Below are 20,674 nucleotides of genomic sequence, written 5' to 3'. Positions count from 1 at the left end.
TATGCTATTTATATAAGGAAATGCTTATATAATAATAAAAGAGGAGAAGTTATTTATGAAATCAATAAAAGTAATCAATCAAAGTGGATCTTGTTGTACGCCTGCTACCGATATGGAGGTACAAAAAGGCATAAATAAATCCAATAATATTTTACCCATTGTAATAATTGGCGCAGGCCCAATTGGTTTAGCTACAGCAGCTCATCTAGTAGAACAAAAGCAATCATTTATTTTATTAGAGGCAGGACAGGAAATAGCACATAATATTCGTAGTTGGGGGCATGTTACGTTATTTTCTCCATGGCGATATAACATCAATAAAGCTGCAAAAGCTTTATTAGAGCATTCTGATTGGGTACAACCTAATTTAGATAAGTTACCTACGGGACATGAATTAATTGATCTGTATTTAAAACCTTTGGCAGAGTTAGGACAAATTAAGCCGAATATTCAATTAAACGCAAAAGTAGTAGGGATTTCACGACAATTTAATGACAAGATGAAGACAAAAGACCGAGTAAATCAATCCTTTAATGTTTATGTTGAAAAAGAGAACGACATCAAGGTCATAGAGGCGAGAGCTGTCATAGATGCGACAGGTACTTGGGGCAATCCAAACCCAGCAAATTCTACAGGAATATGGCTACAAAATGAAAAAGCATTAGCAAATCACATTGAGTATAGTATTCCAGATATAAAATCGAATTGTAAGAGATATGCCAATAAGAAGATTGCTGTTATTGGCGGTGGTCATTCAGCGATCAATACGTTATTGACACTTGCAGAATTACAAAAAGAAAATCCTTCAACAAAGTTAGTATGGATTTTGCGAAAAAATTCTGTAGAAGACGCTTATGGTGGCGAAGAGAAAGATGCATTAGCAGCACGAGGCGCACTCGGTTTCCGTATTCATGAATTAGTAGATACAGGTAAAGTTGAGGTAGTAACACCTTTCTATATTTCTCAGGTTAAAAAAGAAGAAAAAATTAATATTATTGGTACTTTAAAAGGTAAACAGAACGTATTAACAGGATTCGATGAGCTTATTGTCAATACAGGTAATCGACCTAATTTTTCAATAAACAGTGAACTGCGCCTATCTATTGATTCAGCCACTGAAAGTGTGCAAGCATTAGCACCACTAATTGACCCTAATGAGCATAGTTGTGGAACAGTAAGAGCACATGGAGAAGAAATACTAAGACAACCAGAAAAAGGCTTCTATATTGTCGGTGCAAAAAGCTATGGCCGCGCACCAACATTTTTAATGGCAACGGGCTATGAACAAGTCCGTTCAATAACATCTTACTTATCTGGCGATGAGGAAGCATCTAAACGTGTGGAATTGGATCTTCCGGAAACAGGCGTATGTAGTATTAATCTTGCCAATCAATCAAATACATGTTGTTAATGAATCGACTGTTAGCAAAAGTTTACAGTGTGTTGCAAATGAGGATGACTTAAATGAATTAGTCATTAAAAAGGACGCTTACTATGATGTAAGTGGATATACAAGTTATCCATTCATTTATGAAGTAAATTTTATCTATTCAGAATTGAGAGCAAAGCAATTACTGGCGTACCTCAAAGAAAATATTAAAAAAGGACAAATAGTAGAACTTTGGAGAGTATGGATTGGTCATGACGAGAATGAAATAAAAATACCGTACACTAGATGTTACTATGAAGAACTACCTCTAAATCATCTGGTACAAATATACAATTGGAACGATGGAAAATATAAAGAACAATATTGTATAGTTTTAGAACGATGATAATAGAAGAGCTCAAGTGATTTCTTCAAGTCTTTTTAACGTTTTATTGCTCATAGAAAGCATTTATTTCGCGCTGTGAGAGCGATTGAGATGGGTAAGAGTACGTAGAACTGAATCTCGATGCGTTTTATCGCGTTGTTATTATTGTTAAAATTAAGCATGAAATTAAAATTCTGCAAATAAACGCTGACATGAATCTACGGACAACCGAAAAGGCATTAAATTCTTGTCCAAATTCACATTCAAAAAAAACGAGACAAACTTGTTATATTTCAATAAGAAATAGTAGTTGATGGATAAGAACAATCGCAGTGGGATAAAATATTTGTGAACTTAAAAAGTTCAAATTTCAAGGATTGGGAGGACTAAATATGTCATCTGAAATGGGAGAAATACCTCGTACTGCTCGAGACATTAACGACGGAATTGTACATTTTGGTGGGCAAGCTGAGAGTGTTTTTAGTTCATTAGCTGAACAAGCACGACTTTCAATACAAAAGAAAGCAGACGACCTAGCTGCACAGTACCTTGATAATAAACCTAATCCAGACTATTATGAATGTGTTGAAAGTGTAGCAGAGGGAGTTTTGACAGCAGGGAACGAAATAAAGGCTAGCAGTGGTTCTTGGGGAGAATCGGTAGATGCAGCACTTGAGGCTGGGGTTGGAACTACCGCAGCAAAAATAGCTTGCAAAAGAATATCGATGGCTGAACATTAAGTTTAAAAAAGCGTAGGCGTAACATGCTTATGCTTTTTGCTATTTATTGATTTCTTTTATGCTCTCCGCATAGCAATAAATTTGCATAAAAAACGCAGCTAATAGATAGCCACGCTTGATAGTGTAATAAACGTTAACTCATCAAATTGTGAACGTGAGCTTCAATGGATTTAAGTTGATCTTTGTTAATTTTACTATGAGGTTGTGGTTGAAACCATTGAACTTCATTATCATGAAAGATTCCTCTATAGTCATTCCCCTCAATGTTTATTTTAAATTGAAAACGTTCGTGAATGTGACCTTCAAACAACGGTGTAATTACCTCAAAATTTTGTAGCATAATGACAATCTCCTTTCTTCTTTTTTGTTGAATTTTTAGTATTCCCTGAACTAATTTGCTTATGTCCTCATATTAGAAACGTAAAATTAAATAATAAGGCGAAAAAAATTAGAATTTCATAAGAGTAAAACAACAAAGTATATCTTTTAGTTCATAACTTAAAAGATACATACATATATGAAGATGTAGGAGCATTAATTATATCTTATTATACATTAAAGAGTAATAATGGTATTTTATAAATAGATAGACTTTTCACGCAATTAAAAAAAGTAGGAGGTTTCATTATGATATCTTTTTCTAAACCAGATGTAGAACAGTTTTTACGAACATTTTCGATTGGTGATTTTGCGGTTAGTCCAGATGAAAAACAACTAGTTTTCAGTACAAATTTAAGTGGCAAGTATAATTTATGGGCCATGAATTTACCAAATACGTTCCCGACGCAGCTTACTTTTATTGACCAAAGCTGTCATGGCCTTCTCTATGATAAACAAGGGCGATTCATCATTGCTGGTTTTGACCATAATGGGGACGAAAATACGCAATTTTATGGACTTCCACTTCAAGGTGGGACAATGAAGAAAATAATTTATGAAGAAGGAACTCGCAATGTTGGACCAATTTTATCAGAAGATGGGACCAAGCTTTATTATACTTCTTCGAAAGACAATCCAACGTATTTAAATGCATATGTCTATAACTTGGTGACTGATGAGGAAGAAACCGTTCTTGTCGGAAAAGATGCACCCACTTTTTTACTCGATTTTAGTCCGAATGAAGAGGTAGCCCTCTACTATAAACATTTTGCTAATACGTATACACTCCTATACGCCAAACGAGGAGAGGAACATATTCTTCTAACACCGCTAACAGATCAGCAACATACGGTCAGTGACGCAGTTTTTGTATCCGATGAGCTCATCTATTTATTAACGAATTACGATGCTGATTTTACGTATTTGGCTTCGTATAATTTAGAGACAAATGAGTTTGTAAAATTGAAAGATTTAGAGAATGAAAGCTTTACTACGTTGAAATATAACAAAGAAAATCATTGCCTGTATTTAATCAGTGAAAAAGGAGTAGAAGATCATTTATACATGCATGATTTGCTTTCGGATAATTGGGAAGAACTAGATTCACCATGCAGTGTCATTGAAAAACTGATAGTCACAAAATCCGGTAATTTGTATTTATTAGGAAGAGGAGCTACAAAGCCGCATAATATTTATCAACTGAAGGAAAATGGTTGGACATCTTTAACGGAATACACAGTTCCAGGTGTAGATCAAAGCGAATTAGTTGAACCAGATGTGATCACTTATTCTTCCTTTGATGGACTTGAAATAGAGTCCTTATTTTTCAAAGCTAAAAAGGAAAATGATAATGGTGAAATCATCTTTTGGCCACATGGTGGTCCGCAAGCTGCAGAGCGTAAATTTTTTAGAGCTTCCTTCCAATTCTTTTTAAATCATGGGTATAGCATCTTTGCTCCAAATTTCCGTGGTTCTACAGGCTATGGATTGGCTTTCATGAAAATGGTAGAAGGAGATTGGGGACACGGTCCACGTCTTGATAATGTAGCTGGACTCGACTGGCTCATAGAAAATGGATACGCGGAAAAAGGCAATATTTTATTGATGGGGGGAAGTTATGGAGGTTACATGGCGTTATTGCTTCACGGTAGACATGCTGATTATTTCAAAGCCGTAGTGGATATATTTGGTCCATCTGATTTGTTCTCATTTATCAACTCGGTTCCTGAAGACTGGAAGCCAGTTATGAATCAATGGGTAGGAAACCCTGAAAGAGACAAGCAAAAACTTATTGAATACTCACCATTAACGTATCTAGAAACTATGGTGAAACCAATGCTAGTTATCCAAGGAGCGAATGATCCACGTGTTGTGAAAGAGGAATCTGATCAAATCGTGCAAGCTTTAAAAGAAAAAGGTCGTGATGTCGAGTACATGCTTCTTGAAGACGAAGGACATGGGTTCTCTAAAAAAGAAAATGAAATTGCTGTTTATCAAAAAATCCTCTCATTTTTGAATCAATTCGTTGAATCTAAAGTGAAAGCGTAATGATGCGTTCATTGGAAAAAAGAATCCTCGACTGAGAAGATACAATGAGATTTAAAAAATCTTTCTTTAAGTAATGGTTGGAAGTTAATGAAAAAGACTAGGTTCTACAATCGTAGGACCTAGTCTCAATTGAAGTTTATTATTACTTAATATGTGAGCTAATAAGTATAAGTGTAATTCCAGTAAATAGGCAAATGATTCTCGTCACAGGAATTTTATCAGCTAGTCCAAATAATGCAATTGCAGTCGTTACGATTAAAACTGTTGGACCAACCAATGCAAGCATTGTATTAATATAGAAAGCTTTTTCTAAACTATTATACTTTAGCATTAAAAATCCAGCACTTACTTCAATACTCCCAGATAATACGCGTAAAATAACCATAGCAAGAATAGATTTTTCAATAATCGCCATCATCCTATCTTTATAAGTAATTTTCGCTTATATTTTAATTCCATCATTAGAAATAATTATAGACTTCTGTTTTAATGAAATATTAACATCAATATATGTATGATTCTAATCAAATAGAATCAGTTTTATATATCCATTTTCTGCTTTTAAAAATACATATAATAAAACCTAAAGATTTATGGGGATTTTAAAGTGATGAAGACCTACAAGTATATCAATTGAACAAAAAATATGTTTTCGAAAATTATATTTTCAGCTATTTTTGCAACAGCTAAAAAGTTGATAAGGAGTATTTCTCCTTATCAACTTTTTTCGTGTGCCGGGCATGTCTGCAATCTATCGAGTGCAAGTATTAAACCGAGCTTATTAGCAAAGGCATAAGGCGTTCGTGGTGACGCTAAATCTGAAGGGTTACATTTGGGAGCTTAAAAATACGATTTATTACTTTCAATAGTGCAAAATTTTACATAAAAAACGTGTTCTAAAATTTTCACTTCAAGTCATGTTACTGATTGTGAGTATATATATCTTTCCTTGGTGTTTACTCCAAGGTTTATAATTTAAACTGAATATACAAATTATACGAGGTGAATAGTTATGAATATTAAACAAGCTGCTGAAATGTTTGAATTAACAGTGGATACTTTACGTTACTATGAAAGAGTTGGCGTTATTCCGTCTGTTCATCGTAATGAGAACGGCTATCGCGATTATACTACGAGTGATTTGAACTGGATTTATTTAGCTAAAAATCTTCGTAATGCTGGGCTGTCAATTGAGTCTTTAATCGAGTTTGCGACTTTGGCTCAATTTCGAGAAATGCAAAATGTTGAAGAAGCTCAAAAACAAATATTGAGGGATCAATTGAAAGAGTTGGACGAAAAATTAGCTAAAATGAATCAAGTACGAGATTTACTGGTCTATAAAATTGAAACTTATGATGAACACATCGCTAAATTTAAGACTGGAGAAATGAATTCCGAAAACGTGGAAAAACTATGGGAGAGAAAAAGTGATTAAATCGCTTGCTATGGAGTCAACTCCAAAGTTTATAGTTAACAATGTAATCAAAAATAGTTGTTTGGAGGAATTTTGATGCAAACTGTTAAATTAAACAATGGAGTAGAGATACCAATTTTAGGATTTGGGACATTTCAAATTACTGACCCTATGCAAGCGGAAACTTCGGTAAAAGAAGCTATCAAGGCTGGCTACCGTCATATCGATACCGCGCAAAGCTATATGAATGAAGAAGCTGTAGGACGTGGAATTGCTAGTTCTGGCGTTTCGCGTGAAGAACTATTTATCACTACAAAAATATGGGTAGAAAATGTCAGCTCTGATGGTGTCAAGTCATCATTTGAGCGTTCTTTGAATCGTTTAGCCTTAGACTATGTTGATTTATTATTGATTCACCAACCATATAATGATGTTTATGGCGCCTGGCGTGCAATGGAAGAACTTCAGGAGTCAGGGAAAGTTCGTGCGATTGGTATTTCAAATTTTGCGGTAGATAGAGCTGTTGATTTAGCTGAATTTAACAAAGTAACTCCGCAAGTCAACCAAATTGAAATCAATCCTTTTCAGCAGCAAGTGAAAAATATTGATGCGTTAAAAGCAGAAGGCATAATGCCTGAAGCATGGGCGCCATTTGCTGAGGGGAAAAACGACATTTTCAATAATCCTATTTTAGTTAAAATTGGTGAAAAATACGGCAAATCAGTTGCACAAGTAATCACTCGCTGGTTAGTTGAACAAGATATTATTGTTTTAGCAAAATCGGTTAAACCAGAGCGAATTGTAGAAAATATTAATGTATTTGATTTTGAATTAACTGAGGAAGACAAGAAAGATATCGCGACATTAAACGAAGGAGAAAGCCAATTTTTCTCTCATGCTGATCCTGAAATGATTCGCTGGATGGCAAGCCGAAAAATCAATGTTTAATATTCTTTACATTATTGGCCATCACAAATAACTAAAAAAAAGAACCCATTTTGATTAATCTTTTTTTTCAAAATGAGTTCTTTTTGATTACAATAAATGCCATTTTGCATGAAGTTTTTAATTAAACTTTATTCCTAGGCAGGGGAGAAAGGAAGTATTTTATGCATTAAAATAAGCAAGCATTCGTTGGATCAATTTATAATTCGTCTGATTTCGATCGTAGATGGCACCAAAAGATAAGGAAAAATTAAAAGGATATCCGATTAACGGTATAGCCTTAATTCTGCCACTATCAATATATGGATCGTTTTCAATCATCATTTTGGAGACAATACTAACGCCTAGACCAGCTGCTACGGATTTTTTTATTACTTCCGGGTTATAAGAATGAAATATAGTGGATATTTGACTGTATCTTTCTTCAAATTCCTTCATTAAGTTTCTATAATAATGTTCTCCATATAAAATAAATGATTCACTTAGTACATCTTGCAATTGAATCTCAGAGTGTATCGCAAGAACTGATTTTGCTGAAACAAGAAGATAAAAATTACTTTGAAGTTTTAATGGATGAAAAATCAGCTGATTGTCTAACGATTGTGATTCGTTTGTTAATGTGATAAATCCAACATCTGCTTTTTTTTGCATGATTGCTTTAATCACATTATGATTTTCCATTTCTGAAATCGAGTAATGTACAAGTGGAAAATCTTTTTTGAAACTTACCAATGCATCTGGTAACAGGGTCATAAAAATGCTTGGAATAGTAGCGATTTCAACTTTTCCTGAAAAGGTTGCATTTTTGGATTGAATCTCCATTTTAAGTTGATTAGATTTTTGCAAAATATCCATTAACTTTGGAATAATCCACAGACCATCTTCGGTAGGTAATGTACCATTTCGAGAACGTTGAAATAATTGAATACCTAATTCCTTTTCAAGCATCGAAATGGACTGACTAATTGCTGATTGGGTGACATGCAATTGTTGTGATGCAATCGACATTGATTTATTCTCGACAATTGCTTTAACATACTCAAACTGTTCAAAATTCATTGGGGTCCTCCCATTAGTAAAACTAATACAAAACATCATTAAAGTTAATTATACATTAAATTAAATTAACTTTATAATAAATATCGTTATATTTTTAAATAGAAAGTGGGGAGGCAGAATTGGGTCGACCAAAAATTTGGACAAAAAATTTCTTATATCTTTGCGGTAGTAATTTTTTAATTGGTTTGATGTTTTATATGCTGGCGACAGTTTTTCCTTTATATGTGCAATCAGGAATGAATGGTAACCAACAACAAATGGGTTTAGTTATTACGATATATGTAATTGGTAGTGTAATAGCGCGTATTTTTTCAGGTTTATGGGTGGACCGCTTTGGTAATAAGAAAATAAGTATAATAGGATTTACTATATTTTTTATTGCTACGATATCCTATTTTGGTGTAATAAATGGGATCATTTTATTTTTATTTGTCCGTTTTATTCACGGAATGAGTTATGCAGTTGCTTCAACAGCAACAAACACAGCAGTAGTTTCTGTCTTACCACGTTCTCGTCAAGGTGAAGGAATTGGTTACTTTAGTATGTTTCTTAGTTTAGCCATGGTTGTTGGGCCATCAATTGGTCTACTTTTATGGGAAAGTGAAAATATTTATTTGCTATTAATTGTAGTTTCTATTCTTTCTGCAATTGCATTACTTTTAGTAACACGTGTCAAACTACCAGAAATGGTAAAACCAGTACCAACCGTAAAGAAAAAATTAAAATGGAATGATATTATAGAAATCAGAGCGTTGCCAATTTCTCTCGTGTCCTTTTTCTTATTTTTCTCCTATAGTTCATTATCAGGCTTTTTAGCATCTTATACGAAGGAAATTCATCAATCTTCTATAACTGGTTTATTTTTTATTGTCTTTGCCTTAATGATTGTTGTATTTCGCCCAGTAGTTGCTAAATTATTTGATCGCTTTAAGGAACATTATATATTTTATCCATCGATCATCGTTTTTACGATAGGTATGTTTTTGTTAAGTCAGGCTCATTCAGTAACGATTATTTTAATTGCAGGCACTCTTATGGGGCTTAGCTACGGTATTCTGTTCCCTTGCTTCCAAGGTCTTGCAATCAAACAATCGCCTGCTGTTAGAAGTGGGGCTGCTACTGCTACTTTCTTTTTACTAAATGATCTTGGATATGGTTTAGGCTCTTATTTCATGGGGTTCACAGCATCTATTAGCAGTTATCGAATAATGTATGTCTTTGCGGCTGTTATTTCATTTGTTTCATTAGTTATTTATTTGTTTTTATATCACTTCCCAGATAAAAAACATCAATCGGTTCAAACAGAAATTTAAAACCGTAATTTCGCGTCAATGGAGCTCGCAATTACAGGTGGGGAAGTTCGGTATCAAGAAGAAAGCTTACACAACGACTAAAGAATAGGGCGTTGTAAATATCCCTCCAAATATAAAGAACTAGCATGGTGTAGTAGGTTTGTAACTGGAGAAACAGAATGGCTAGAACCTTTATTTGATGAAAGGCACATAAATAATCAAACAATAAACGTATCGAATTTTTTATTTCGATACGTTTTTATGTTGATGTTCAATATAGATAGTGTAATAGGTAACAAAACTTTTTGATCTGGTGACAAGAGTTCTTGGCCATATACAGATATTATAGGTAATTGACAAGCCTTCCTCCTGGCCAAATAATTTTAGTTTACAGAATATAAATACTTTGCTCACACCTTTCTACTTATTGGATGCTTCTAATAATATATAAAGCTTTAACTGAAAGATTTCCAATCTTCCACAATCGGACGCACTTCTTTAGTAAAGAATGAGACTTTTTTAACAAAAGTATTTAAGCTAATGGGCAGGATTGTGAAATAAGTTCTTCTTTATAAAAACAAGAAAACCAATATTAGTGTGTAAAGAATGGAAATTCATGATGGGGGAATACTGTAGTTCTCTGTTGCAAATACAATTTAAAATAAAACCATATCAATACGGAGGTAAAAAATGAATGTCCTTGATTGTATCATTATAGGTGGAGGTCCTTCTGGCTTAAGTGCTAGCTTAACATTAGGAAGGGCCAGGAGAAACATTGCATTATTTGATGATGGAACAAATAGGAATAAAGTGACACAATCGTCACATGGATTTATTACTCGAGATGGGATAAAACCACAAGCATTTAAAGAACTCACGTTAAAAGAGGTGGAGAATTACCCGTCCGTATCTTATTTTACTGCAACAGTTACTGAAATTATTAAGGATATAGGTAATGAGCGATTTACTGTCAAAACATCTACTAGTCAGGAATTTGTTTCAGAAAAAATAATACTCGCCACTGGTATTCAAGAAATATTTACGATACCAAGTATCAAAAAGTTTTATGGAAAAAGTCTTTTTAGTTGTCCGTATTGTGATGGCTGGGAGCAAAAAGATAAGCCATTAGTGGTTATTGCAGAAAAAGAAGAGCATGTACTGCATCTGACTAAGTTAATTTATAATTGGTCGCAAGATTTAGTTGTCTTAACGAATGGAGTTCAATTATCTAATGAAGGTAAAATGGAGTTACAAATACACAATATCAAAATTATATCGGAAAAAATAAAAGACTTAATAGGTAATGACGGTTACTTACAAAAAATAGAGTTTGAATCAGGAGCAACAATTATAAGATCGGGTGGATTTGTTGCCCCATCTTATTATCGTCCAAATCAATTTGCTGAGAAGCTTGGCTGTGAAATTCATGAAAATGGAAAAGTTATAACAGATGGTGTTGGTAGAACATCCCAGAAAAATGTATATATTGCAGGGGAAACCGAAAGATCTAAACCATCCTCTTTAATGATTTCAGCTGCTAAAGGTAATAAAGCTGCGGTTTCAGTAAATACTGACCTAACGATGGAACGCTTCTGATTCGTCATAAGCCCTTTTGCTTCAACTAAATAGGTACTTAGCTAATATAATTACACATCAGCGCCAATGTGTTGCCACATATACTTCAAACATTGTGTTAGAGTTACTATAAGAAATTAAGAAGAACGGATTTTGATTTTAGAATTCGTTTTTTCTTTACTTTCTTCAAATTTAAAGACAATCCTGAACCATCGTACAGAGAGCAAGAATTTGGATTTAAATTGCTCAAACAAAATCTTGGAATTAATCAATCATAATCCTTTAACTATTAAAATGAATCTGAAGTTCGGTTAATTTTAAATATAGCGAGTGAAGTTTTTGCTACGTATGAAAGAAAGTAATTTGATTATTTTTGACACATCATTTAAACATTAAGTAGAGTATAAGCCATCGAGAGAGTGATTCTCGATGGCTTTTGGTTAAAGTCCTAAATTTGTTTATATATGAATTTTTTCGAAAATCCCAATTAATATTTGATGTGGATAATATCTCTTGTCTGATTAAATTGAAGTGCTGTAAATTTGAATCTACAGCACTTATTTAATTAGCACTTCTTTGAAGTTCAAGTGAGAGAAAGCTTGAACAGCGCTTTGGTAAACCTCAAGTGAAAGTAAAACATACACAAACGACGAAAAGAATATGAAATTGAAGTAATTTTAGAAATTGCATAAATATTTATACAGTTTCCTCTTTACTTTTAAATAATTATTTTGTAAGATAAAGCCAACTTCAAAAGTGGCCAGACCACTTTTGGATTCATTCAGTAAGAGACGCCATCATCTGAAGATGGTGGATTTTGTTTCTTTTTAGTAGGTATCCAAACACCTACTGAATGAAGATAAAGCCTTTGGATGCATTGTTTATCTGCGCGAAAGGAAAGCGACAGTAATAATTATTTTAAGGCGAATAGATTGACCGAGGAGTTGATCGTATGGATAAAAAAACCGAACAAAAGAAAGTGTTTTTAGATATCGTCCAACAATTACGACAACTTATTAAAATAGAAAAAATACAGGCTCGTGGCTGGTGAAAAGTCACCTTCCGAAAGAGTCCTTTCAGAACGTCTAGGTGTCGGGCGATCCTCTGTGAGAGAGGCATTGCGAAGTTTAGAGTTATTAGGTCTTATTGAAACGAGACATGGGGAAGGTACGTTTCTAGCTTCTACAAAAGCATCAGCTCGTAGAAATATTGTCGATGTTTATATTAGAAGATGAAAATCAAAAAGGATATCGAATTAACGCGACAAATTCATGGAAAGGAAGCCATTCGCGTTATAAGTTGTACAGAGACGCTGAGAACACTACCAGTGTGGGGTAGTTTTTTGTAAAGCTAGAGATAGAAAGTACGATTAATTGTCGGGATGTTTTACGAGAAATAATCATCACGGCAGGAAATCTTCTTTCACTAAAAGTCTGGTTTCAGTTAGCAGTTTATGCCGGTGACCGTTTAAATCGAAACTCAACAGAAGAAGAAAAATTAATCATTCAAACTATGTTGAAATCGATGCAGCTTGGCTATGAAAAAGAAGCAATAAAAGCTTACCAACAGTGGATGAATGCTGAACAAGGCATTTAGACAACAAAGGGGGAGTAAAACATGGTAATACGTAGCTTATTTAGTAAAAAGAAAGAGGACGGACAGGAAAAGAGATTTCCAGAAGGACTTATGACAAAATGTCCAGAATGCCGTCACATTCAGTTAACAAAGGAATTAGAAAAAAATCATAAAGTGTGTACAAAATGCGACCATCATTTCAAAATGACTGCACAGGAGCGCGTAGCATATCTCTTAGATGAAGGTTCATTTGTTTCAATGGATGATCATTTACAAACAAGTAATCCACTTAATTTCCCTGATTATGTAGAAAAAATTTCAGTGGCTAAACAACAAACGGGATTAAGCGAAGCTGTACTGACTGGGTTAGGTACTCTTGATGGAGAAGAAATTGTTGTAGCCATTATGGATTCTCATTTCCGTATGGGCTCAATGGGCTCCGTTGTAGGAGAAAAAATCACACGTGCCGTTGAAAAAGCTATTGAATTACGTGTACCGGTTATTATTTTTACTGCTAGTGGTGGAGCGCGCATGCAAGAAGGTATTCTATCATTAATGCAAATGGTAAAAACGAGTGTGGCATTAAAACGTCATAGTGAAGAAGGACTATTATTTATTTCAATTATGACGCATCCCACATACGGTGGCGTTTCAGCAAGCTTTGCCTCTGTTGGAGATATTAATATTGCAGAACCGCAAGCATTGATTGGCTTTGCTGGTCGCCGTGTCATTGAAGAAACATTAAGAGAAAAATTACCAAATGATTTCCAAAAGTCAGAGTTTTTACTAGCGCATGGTCAGCTTGATGCAGTTTTCCATCGGAAGGATTTACGAAATCAAGTAGCAATGCTCGTAAAAATGCATACAAAAGGCGGTGTGCAACATGTCTAAAAATTTCGCTTTTGAAGAACCAGTAGTACAATTACGAGAAAAAATTGATGAATTAAAAACGATTGCTACAGAGGCAGATGTAGATATGACAAGAGAAATCGAAAAGCTTGAAACACGTCTAACACAGCTAGAACAATCTATTTATGCCAATATGAAGCCATGGGATCGTGTACAGATTGCTAGACATCCAGAACGACCAACTACTTTACAATATATAGAGGCTATATGTGAAAACTTTATTGAGTTACATGGAGATCGTACTTTTGGTGATGATGCAGCTATTCTTGGAGGAATTGCTCTCTTTGAAGAACAGCCAGTAACAATTGTTGGACATCAACGAGGAAAATCAACGAAAGAAAATATTCGACGAAATTTTGGTATGCCACACCCTGAAGGATATCGTAAGGCATTACGTTTAATGAAGCAAGCTGAGAAATTTAAGCGCCCAATTATTTGTTTTATTGATACAAAAGGAGCCTATCCGGGTAAGGCAGCCGAGGAACGCGGCCCAAGTGAAGCCATTGCTAGAACTCTCTCTGAAATGGCGATTCTAACAGTACCAGTTATTAGTATTGTTATTGGGGAAGGTGGAAGTGGGGGTGCCATTGCGTTAGGGGTAGCTAATCGCGTCTTTATGTTAGAGAACTCAACGTATTCGGTTATCTCGCCTGAAGGAGCTGCATCGATCTTATGGCGAGATGGTAGCCTAGGGAAGCAAGCTGCAGAAGCCATGCGGATAACAGCACCTGACTTAAAAGAGCTCGACGTTATTGATGGAATAATCCCTGAAATAACTGGTGGAGCACACCGCAATGTTGCGAAGCAAGCATCTTATATAAAAGAATGTATAAGCGTCACACTAAAAGCATTGCATTCTCTAAATGGCGAACAATTAATTGAAGATCGCTATGAGAAATTCAGAAAGATTGGACAATATACAGAAGTTTAAATTCATTTTTAGGTTATTGGACATATGATGGAAGAAAAAAGATTTGTAATAAAGTTTGGTAAAAATAATTTCGCATTTAAATAAAACCCATTCATTTTGATCAAACTTCCAACCGTAAAAAGCCTTTTAGAGTTAATGCAGTACGGAAGTTTATTTTGAACCGGGATATGCGGAAAAAAATAAGAAGACACCAAAATCTAAACTTATTTGACATTAAGTAAAGTTTAGACTTTGGTGTCTTTAAAGTTTTTACTTTGATGTAAAAGGACATTTATCAGGCATATTTATTTAATACTATATACATTTTTCATTCACCTTATATTACCGTAAAACAGAGGCGACTTCATACTAAGTATAAAGATGTCGAAATGAATAGAGTGTACACTTTGTGTCCCAAACTGAGACATCTTTATGTCCTTGTACATGGAGTTAGAGGATATATTCAAGCCCTCCTCCTCGCCAAATAATTTTAGTTTACATAATATAAATTATAGGAAGTTACGTTTCATAGAAAAGTATACTTAGGATAGTGAGACAAAATTAAAATAAACTCAGATAATCGTTAAATCATCTGAGTTTATTCATCCTATTTAGTTAATGCCTTCATATCTGCTACGATTGTTTCAACAGGTACATTTGTAGCGCCGTCATAATCTTTCACGACAACTCCGTCAGCATTTACTAAATAAAAGCTCGACATATGTACAACTTGATCAGAATTCGGATCATTCTTTACTAATGAATTAAATGATTTTCGGGCAAATTGCTCAATATACTGTTGCTTATAGCCAGTTAGTAGCTGCCATTTGCTATCATCAATTACTGAATATGTTTTTAAATAATCTTTTAAAACATCTGGTGCATCTACTTCAGGATCTACACTAAATGCCACTATTTGATAATCTTTTACACCTTCATCCTTTAATGACTTCTGCACATCCGTCATATTATATGTCATCGGTGGACAAATCGAGTTGCAATTTGTAAATATGAACATGGCTAGCCACGGCTGTCCTTTTAAGCTCTCAAGGCTTACTTGCTCATTGTTTTGATTCGTAAATGAAAAATCCTCTACATCAATGCTCATTTCAGGTTCAAATTTATAACTGCCACAAGCTGCCAATATGGTGCTTAATACTAGTAACCCAACTAGCATGATCCTTTTCTTTCCCATCAAAATGTACACTTCCCTCCAATTTATCATCGTATTTTATTGTATAAATAATAAAATACAAATACAAGATAATGAACTTGAATCATTTCCTTCATTATGTCAAATGCCCTTAAACTGTATGTTTTTGGTATTCGAAGGCTAATTCCACACCTTTTATTCAGAAAATTTTCAAAAAAAATTCACAACATTTTTTTACTAATTTTCTTATTTCCCAATACGTCATTACGTTGTTATATAACAATATTTTTTTGCCATTCTTTTATTACTTACAATTTATACAAAAATAAGAAAAACATTAAATTTCTCTTTTGTGTTCATTTTTTCTCCTACATTCAATATTATTATCAATAAACTATTTCTAAAATACTATTTTACAAATAAAATGCGTTCTCTTTCTTACGGATAATTTCTATTAAATCCTTATTATTTCTACATTATTTCGACTATCTAAATTTAACTAAAAATTAAAAAAACTAAAAATTTAGTATTGCATTATAGGATTATACCTCATAAAATAAGTGAATATAACGACGAACAACAAAGAAATATGTCGTTTAAAACAGAAATATATAACTTTAGGGGGAATAATAATGGCTAACATTACTGGGAACAAAAACGTGCAATCAGTTGACTATAATGCAATTGAAGCTATGGAATCGTTCAACATTTTCGTGAAAAAGAAAAATACCTTCCTTTTCTCGATTACAGCAGGGTTTTTATTACTTTATATTCTATTGCCTATCCTTGCATTTCAGCCTGTACTACAACAAAAAATTATTGGCAGTATAACGGGCGTTTGGATCTACTCAGCAGGACTTTTCATCATGACAATTATTCTTTGTACAGCATATGTAAAAAAAGCTGCTTCATTCGATAAAGCTGCTGCTGCAGTTCTTGCAGAGTATCAAGCGAAAGGTGGAAAATAAATGAATTTAGTATCAGTAGGTTTCTTTTTAGGAATCGTAGGTTTAACATTAATCGTTACGTATATTGCAGCGAAACGCACTTCTTCTGCAAGCGATTTCTATACAGCAGGCGGTGGTCTGAAAGGATGGCAAAATGGTTTTGCAATTGCCGGTGATTACTTATCAGCAGCAGCATTTCTAGGCGTTTCTGGTGCTATTGCATTAACTGGTTTTGATGGCTTCTTTTTCTCTGTAGGTTATGTCGTTGCAAATTTAGTTCTATTATATGTAATAGCTGAACCAATGCGTAATCTAGGACGCTATACGTTGGCTGATATGTTAACAGCTCGCTTTAATGAAAAGCGTATTCGTGGTGTAGCTGCTACTGGAACAATTATTATCGTTATTCTCTATATGATTGCGCAATTAGTCGGTGCTGGAGCACTTATTAAGTTATTATTTGGCATTGAGTACTGGGTTGCGGTGCTAATCGTAGGAGTTATGATGACAACATATGTATTGTTTGGTGGTATGACGGCGACTTCTTGGGTACAAATTATTAAAGCTGGACTTTTACTATTTGGGACAGGTCTATTAGCAACACTTGTACTAATGAAATTTGATTTCTCATTAGTAAAGATGTTTGATACTATCTCTGCCGATCATGGCGATAAATTTTTAGTACCAGGTATGAAATACTCTAGCTCAATTGACTCTGTATCGATGATGATGGCACTTGTCTTAGGTACGTCAGGTTTGCCACATATATTAATGCGCTTCTTTACTGTGAAAGATGCGAAAACAGCTCGTTCTTCTATTTCTTGGACAACTTGGATTACGGCTATTTTCTTCTCGTTAACAATTTTCTTAGGCTTTGGTGCAATGCACTTTGTCGGTCTTGATAAAATCATCGCAGAAAGCAAGGCTGGTAATACTGCTGCTCCACTATTAGCTGAATTCCTTGGTGGTGATGTATTAATGTCATTCATCTGCGCTGTCGCTTTTGCGACAATTTTAGCGGTAGTCTCTGGTTTAGTATTAACAGGTGCATCTGCTATTTCTCATGATATATATGGTGAGATCATTAAAAACGGTAAATTAACTGAGAAACAACAAGTTGTAGCTGCTCGTACAGGCTCTATTTCTATTGCCATTGTTTCTATTATTCTTGCATTATTTGCTCAAAGCTTAAATGTTTCATTCTTAGTATCTTTTGCATTCTGTATCGGAGCTTCTGCTAACTTACCAGTTATTTTATACACAATTTACTGGAAAAAGTTCAATTCAACTGGTGCAGTTACTGCAATGGTAACAGGTTTAGTTTCCTGCTTAGTTTTAGGCGCAATGGGTCCGAATGTTTGGAGTCCAATAGAAGGCGCTGCACTCTTTGTTGGAAAGCCATTAGTGCCACTGGCAGTTCCTGCGATTATTACGATTCCGTTAGGCTTTATCGCTGGATACTTAGGTACAGTTCTTTCTGCAAGTAAAGTGTCTCAAGCTGAAGCAGATCGTATTTACAAAGAAATTCGTGTGAAAGCGAATACAGGTGTATCAGTTTCAGATATTTCTCATTAATAGACTTTTATCGTAATCTAACATCAATTATTAATAAAAAAACTCGACTTCAGTCGGGTTTTTTTATTTTTTTACTATAAAAATTCAAACATTTTACTTATTGAACAATACTATTTATTTTCCAAATTTAAGAAAATATCCATTTTCCACTAGAGAAATAGTGTTTATTTTTTCTGGAAAAAACGCATTTTTTCTCGGTTATTACATCCTCATTTTTGTCAAGAAGCTAGTAATATCCTTACTTCGTTGATTTATCTGAATATTCTAAAACCCTTTAATTTCTAGGCTTTGTCATGTATTTTCTGTTTCAAGACTATTTTTAAAGAAATTTTTTTTCCATAATTTTTCTGAAATGTATTGCAATTTTGTGAACTGTCTCATAAAATTAAGATGTGAATTCACAAAAGTAGCAAAATTCAGTATTTAAGCAGTAAAAATAAACACAAAATGGGGAATGTTTATGGCGAACAATCAAGCAAGCAAAAGCATTGTAATTGATTATGATGCAATTGCAAAACAAGAATCGTTTAAAGCACTTGTAAAAAAGAAGAACGCATTTCTTTGGTCAATCACTGTATTCTTCTTAGCAGCTTACCTGTTGCTTCCGATTCTTACATCTTACACAACAATCCTACACCAAAAAGCTTTTGGGGAAGTTACTTGGGTATGGATTTACGCAGCAGGATTATTCATTATGACTTGGTGCTTATGTCACTTATATGTTGCGAAAGCAAATAGCTATGACAAAGAAGCAAAAGCAATTATCGCTGAATATGAAAACGGAGGTGGCCGCCTATGAGCCCAATAGCAATATTCTTCTTCGTAGCAATCGTTGGTCTTACATTAATTATTACTTGGTGGGCATCTAAACGTACTTCTTCTGCGACTGACTTTTACACTGCAGGTGGCGGTTTAACTGGCTGGCAAAATGGACTAGCAATCGCTGGTGACTACTTATCAGCAGCTTCTTTCCTAGGTATCGCTGGTGCAGTTGCATTATTCGGTTTTGATGGATTCTTCTTCTCTATCGGTTATTTAGTAGCTTACTTAGTGGTGCTTTATATTGTAGCTGAACCATTACGTAACCTTGGTAAATTTACATTAGCTGACATGATTACAGCACGTTTTAACAGTTCAAAAGTTCGTGGTACAGCAGCATTAAGTACAATTACAATTGTTTTATTCTACATGATTGCACAACTAGTTGGTGCAGGCGCACTTATTCAATTACTTCTAGGAATCGACTATTGGGTTGCAGTATTAATCGTAGGTGTTATGATGACGACTTACGTTTTATTCGGCGGTATGACTGCAACTTCTTGGGTACAAATTATTAAAGCTTGTCTATTAATGTTAGGTACAGTCATTATTTCGTTTTTAGTGTTAAAAGAGTTCGGCTTCAGTATTACAAATATGTTCTCAGAAATGACTACTGCTACTGAAAGCGGTGCTGCATACTTAAATCCTGGTCTTAAGTATACAAACGGTATTGATACAATCTCGATGTTAATCGCACTTGTATTAGGTACTGCGGGTCTTCCACATATTTTAATGCGTTTCTTCACTGTAAAAGACGCAAAAACAGCTCGTTCTTCAGTAATTTGGGCTACTTGGATCGTAGGTATTTTCTATGTATTAACGATCTTCTTAGGATTCGGTGCAGCTGCATTCGTTGGTAAAGATAAAATTATTGCTGCTAACGCGGCTGGTAACATGGCTGCTCCACTTCTTGCAGAAGCACTTGGTGGCGACATTCTATTCTCATTCGTTTGTGCGGTAGCATTCGCAACAATCTTAGCGGTAGTAGCAGGTCTTGTACTTTCTGGTGCATCTGCCCTATCACATGATATTTATGGTCAAATCATTAAAAAAGGTAAAATTACAGAAAAAGAGCAAGTACTTGCTGCTCGTATCGGTTCTATTACTATCTCTATAGTTTCTATCCTTCTTGCTCTTGGTGCACAAACGCTAAACGTTGCGTTCTTAGTATCACTAGCATTCTGTATTGCAGGTTCTGCAAACTTACCAGTAATTATTTACACAATTTATTGGAAACGCTTTAATACTACTGGTGCAGTGACAGCGATGTTAACAGGTTTAATTTCTGCTTTAGTACTTGTAGCTGTATCACCAAACATTTGGAATCCAGTTGAAGGAAAAGCAATCTTCGTTGGTGAACCGTTAATTATGTTAACGAATCCAGCACTTATCTCTGTTCCACTTGGTTTCCTAGGTGGATTCATCGGAACTTTACTTTCTAAAGAATCTGATGATGCGAAATACCGCGAAGTTGATGTTAAAGCAAACACTGGTATTTCTGTGCAAGACGTATCTCACTAATATTATGACTAAAAACCTCGTAGGCATTGGCTTACGGGGTTTTACTTTTCTCTCCTTTT

At 34.5% G+C, this 20,674-nt stretch carries 18 protein-coding genes and 1 pseudogene; 15 read left to right on the top strand and 4 right to left on the bottom strand.

Annotated elements, in window-relative coordinates:
* Positions 1–55: 55 nt before the first annotated feature.
* The 3 genes from ACIP9G_RS00910 (at position 56) to ACIP9G_RS00900 (ending at position 2,494) form a co-directional block, all read left to right on the top strand.
* Complete coding sequence (locus ACIP9G_RS00910) at positions 56–1,411, top strand: FAD-dependent oxidoreductase (protein ID WP_401016691.1); 1,356 nt, start codon at positions 56–58, stop codon at positions 1,409–1,411.
* On the top strand, positions 1,383–1,775 hold the full coding sequence (locus ACIP9G_RS00905) for a hypothetical protein (protein WP_401016689.1): 393 nt from the start codon (positions 1,383–1,385) through the stop codon (positions 1,773–1,775). Before ACIP9G_RS00910 ends, ACIP9G_RS00905 begins: the two co-directional genes overlap by 29 nt.
* A 371-nt stretch (positions 1,776–2,146) precedes the next feature.
* Complete coding sequence (locus tag ACIP9G_RS00900) at positions 2,147–2,494, top strand: hypothetical protein (RefSeq protein WP_340824650.1); 348 nt, start codon at positions 2,147–2,149, stop codon at positions 2,492–2,494.
* A 133-nt stretch (positions 2,495–2,627) separates the two neighbouring features.
* On the opposite strand, the gene ACIP9G_RS00895 is transcribed toward ACIP9G_RS00900, so the two are convergent.
* A complete protein-coding gene (locus ACIP9G_RS00895) occupies positions 2,628–2,834 on the bottom strand; it encodes a hypothetical protein (RefSeq protein ID WP_340824651.1) in 207 nt (68 codons plus the stop codon).
* 287 nt (positions 2,835–3,121) lie between these two features.
* On the opposite strand from ACIP9G_RS00895, the gene ACIP9G_RS00890 reads away from it, so the two are divergent.
* Positions 3,122–4,921, top strand: coding sequence for a S9 family peptidase (locus ACIP9G_RS00890; protein ID WP_401016686.1), 1,800 nt, complete (start codon positions 3,122–3,124; stop codon positions 4,919–4,921).
* Positions 4,922–5,063: 142 nt separating this feature from the next.
* Here ACIP9G_RS00890 and ACIP9G_RS00885 read toward each other — a convergent pair whose 3' ends face one another.
* A complete protein-coding gene (locus tag ACIP9G_RS00885) occupies positions 5,064–5,339 on the bottom strand; it encodes a YqhV family protein (RefSeq protein ID WP_340824655.1) in 276 nt (91 codons plus the stop codon).
* A gap of 594 nt (positions 5,340–5,933) precedes the next feature.
* Here ACIP9G_RS00885 and ACIP9G_RS00880 point away from each other — a divergent pair.
* Together ACIP9G_RS00880 and ACIP9G_RS00875 are read left to right on the top strand one after the other, a co-directional pair.
* The gene (locus ACIP9G_RS00880) at positions 5,934–6,356 is read left to right on the top strand and encodes a MerR family transcriptional regulator (RefSeq protein ID WP_401016684.1); all 423 of its coding nucleotides are present in this window, start codon (positions 5,934–5,936) and stop codon (positions 6,354–6,356) included.
* A gap of 75 nt (positions 6,357–6,431) precedes the next feature.
* Positions 6,432–7,283, top strand: a complete 852-nt coding sequence (locus ACIP9G_RS00875) for an aldo/keto reductase (protein WP_401016682.1) — start codon at positions 6,432–6,434, stop codon at positions 7,281–7,283.
* A gap of 159 nt (positions 7,284–7,442) precedes the next feature.
* Here ACIP9G_RS00875 and ACIP9G_RS00870 read toward each other — a convergent pair whose 3' ends face one another.
* Positions 7,443–8,339, bottom strand: coding sequence for a LysR family transcriptional regulator (locus tag ACIP9G_RS00870; protein ID WP_401016680.1), 897 nt, complete (start codon positions 8,337–8,339; stop codon positions 7,443–7,445).
* 119 nt (positions 8,340–8,458) lie between these two features.
* Here ACIP9G_RS00870 and ACIP9G_RS00865 point away from each other — a divergent pair, with 119 nt between their 5' ends.
* The 5 genes and pseudogenes from ACIP9G_RS00865 (at position 8,459) to ACIP9G_RS00845 (ending at position 14,621) form a co-directional block, all read left to right on the top strand.
* Positions 8,459–9,652 carry an MFS transporter gene (locus tag ACIP9G_RS00865; protein WP_401016678.1) on the top strand — a complete coding sequence of 398 codons (1,194 nt, stop codon included), beginning with the start codon at positions 8,459–8,461 and terminating at the stop codon, positions 9,650–9,652.
* 669 nt (positions 9,653–10,321) lie between these two features.
* Positions 10,322–11,227, top strand: a complete 906-nt coding sequence (locus ACIP9G_RS00860) for an NAD(P)/FAD-dependent oxidoreductase (protein WP_401016676.1) — start codon at positions 10,322–10,324, stop codon at positions 11,225–11,227.
* A gap of 931 nt (positions 11,228–12,158) precedes the next feature.
* Positions 12,159–12,802: pseudogene (locus ACIP9G_RS00855) on the top strand (FadR/GntR family transcriptional regulator).
* 21 nt (positions 12,803–12,823) lie between these two features.
* Positions 12,824–13,672: an acetyl-CoA carboxylase, carboxyltransferase subunit beta gene (accD, locus tag ACIP9G_RS00850; protein ID WP_401016674.1), complete on the top strand. Its 849-nt coding sequence runs from the start codon at positions 12,824–12,826 to the stop codon at positions 13,670–13,672.
* A complete protein-coding gene (locus ACIP9G_RS00845; RefSeq protein ID WP_401016673.1) occupies positions 13,665–14,621 on the top strand; it encodes an acetyl-CoA carboxylase carboxyltransferase subunit alpha in 957 nt (318 codons plus the stop codon). Before accD ends, ACIP9G_RS00845 begins: the two co-directional genes overlap by 8 nt.
* A gap of 586 nt (positions 14,622–15,207) precedes the next feature.
* On the opposite strand, the gene ACIP9G_RS00840 is transcribed toward ACIP9G_RS00845, so the two are convergent.
* Positions 15,208–15,795 carry an SCO family protein gene (locus tag ACIP9G_RS00840; protein ID WP_340824668.1) on the bottom strand — a complete coding sequence of 196 codons (588 nt, stop codon included), beginning with the start codon at positions 15,793–15,795 and terminating at the stop codon, positions 15,208–15,210.
* Positions 15,796–16,385: 590 nt separating this feature from the next.
* Between ACIP9G_RS00840 and ACIP9G_RS00835 the strand changes: the two genes are divergently transcribed.
* From ACIP9G_RS00835 to ACIP9G_RS00820, 4 genes are all read left to right on the top strand, one after another.
* On the top strand, positions 16,386–16,721 hold the full coding sequence (locus ACIP9G_RS00835) for a DUF485 domain-containing protein (RefSeq protein WP_401016670.1): 336 nt from the start codon (positions 16,386–16,388) through the stop codon (positions 16,719–16,721).
* Complete coding sequence (locus ACIP9G_RS00830; RefSeq protein ID WP_401016669.1) at positions 16,722–18,275, top strand: solute symporter family protein; 1,554 nt, start codon at positions 16,722–16,724, stop codon at positions 18,273–18,275.
* 460 nt (positions 18,276–18,735) lie between these two features.
* Positions 18,736–19,074, top strand: coding sequence for a DUF485 domain-containing protein (locus ACIP9G_RS00825; protein WP_340824673.1), 339 nt, complete (start codon positions 18,736–18,738; stop codon positions 19,072–19,074).
* Complete coding sequence (locus ACIP9G_RS00820) at positions 19,071–20,615, top strand: solute symporter family protein (protein WP_340824675.1); 1,545 nt, start codon at positions 19,071–19,073, stop codon at positions 20,613–20,615. Before ACIP9G_RS00825 ends, ACIP9G_RS00820 begins: the two co-directional genes overlap by 4 nt.
* Positions 20,616–20,674: the final 59 nt, after the last annotated feature.

This window comes from Lysinibacillus sp. NPDC093197, from assembly GCF_044754025.1.
Taxonomy (GTDB): Bacteria; Bacillota; Bacilli; order Bacillales_A; family Planococcaceae; genus Lysinibacillus.
Note: the sequence above shows the minus strand (reverse complement) of the source record. Positions and strands in the feature narration are given on the sequence as shown.

Coding starts and splice junctions, on each gene's coding strand:
- ACIP9G_RS00910 (WP_401016691.1), top strand. CDS start 56: ATGAAATCAATAAAAGTAATCAATCAAAGTGGATCTTGTTGTACGCCT.
- ACIP9G_RS00900 (WP_340824650.1), top strand. CDS start 2,147: ATGTCATCTGAAATGGGAGAAATACCTCGTACTGCTCGAGACATTAAC.
- ACIP9G_RS00895 (WP_340824651.1), bottom strand. CDS start 2,834: ATGCTACAAAATTTTGAGGTAATTACACCGTTGTTTGAAGGTCACATT.
- ACIP9G_RS00890 (WP_401016686.1), top strand. CDS start 3,122: ATGATATCTTTTTCTAAACCAGATGTAGAACAGTTTTTACGAACATTT.
- ACIP9G_RS00885 (WP_340824655.1), bottom strand. CDS start 5,339: ATGATGGCGATTATTGAAAAATCTATTCTTGCTATGGTTATTTTACGC.
- ACIP9G_RS00880 (WP_401016684.1), top strand. CDS start 5,934: ATGAATATTAAACAAGCTGCTGAAATGTTTGAATTAACAGTGGATACT.
- ACIP9G_RS00875 (WP_401016682.1), top strand. CDS start 6,432: ATGCAAACTGTTAAATTAAACAATGGAGTAGAGATACCAATTTTAGGA.
- ACIP9G_RS00870 (WP_401016680.1), bottom strand. CDS start 8,339: ATGAATTTTGAACAGTTTGAGTATGTTAAAGCAATTGTCGAGAATAAA.
- ACIP9G_RS00860 (WP_401016676.1), top strand. CDS start 10,322: ATGAATGTCCTTGATTGTATCATTATAGGTGGAGGTCCTTCTGGCTTA.
- accD (WP_401016674.1), top strand. CDS start 12,824: ATGGTAATACGTAGCTTATTTAGTAAAAAGAAAGAGGACGGACAGGAA.
- ACIP9G_RS00845 (WP_401016673.1), top strand. CDS start 13,665: ATGTCTAAAAATTTCGCTTTTGAAGAACCAGTAGTACAATTACGAGAA.
- ACIP9G_RS00840 (WP_340824668.1), bottom strand. CDS start 15,795: ATGGGAAAGAAAAGGATCATGCTAGTTGGGTTACTAGTATTAAGCACC.
- ACIP9G_RS00835 (WP_401016670.1), top strand. CDS start 16,386: ATGGCTAACATTACTGGGAACAAAAACGTGCAATCAGTTGACTATAAT.
- ACIP9G_RS00830 (WP_401016669.1), top strand. CDS start 16,722: ATGAATTTAGTATCAGTAGGTTTCTTTTTAGGAATCGTAGGTTTAACA.
- ACIP9G_RS00825 (WP_340824673.1), top strand. CDS start 18,736: ATGGCGAACAATCAAGCAAGCAAAAGCATTGTAATTGATTATGATGCA.
- ACIP9G_RS00820 (WP_340824675.1), top strand. CDS start 19,071: ATGAGCCCAATAGCAATATTCTTCTTCGTAGCAATCGTTGGTCTTACA.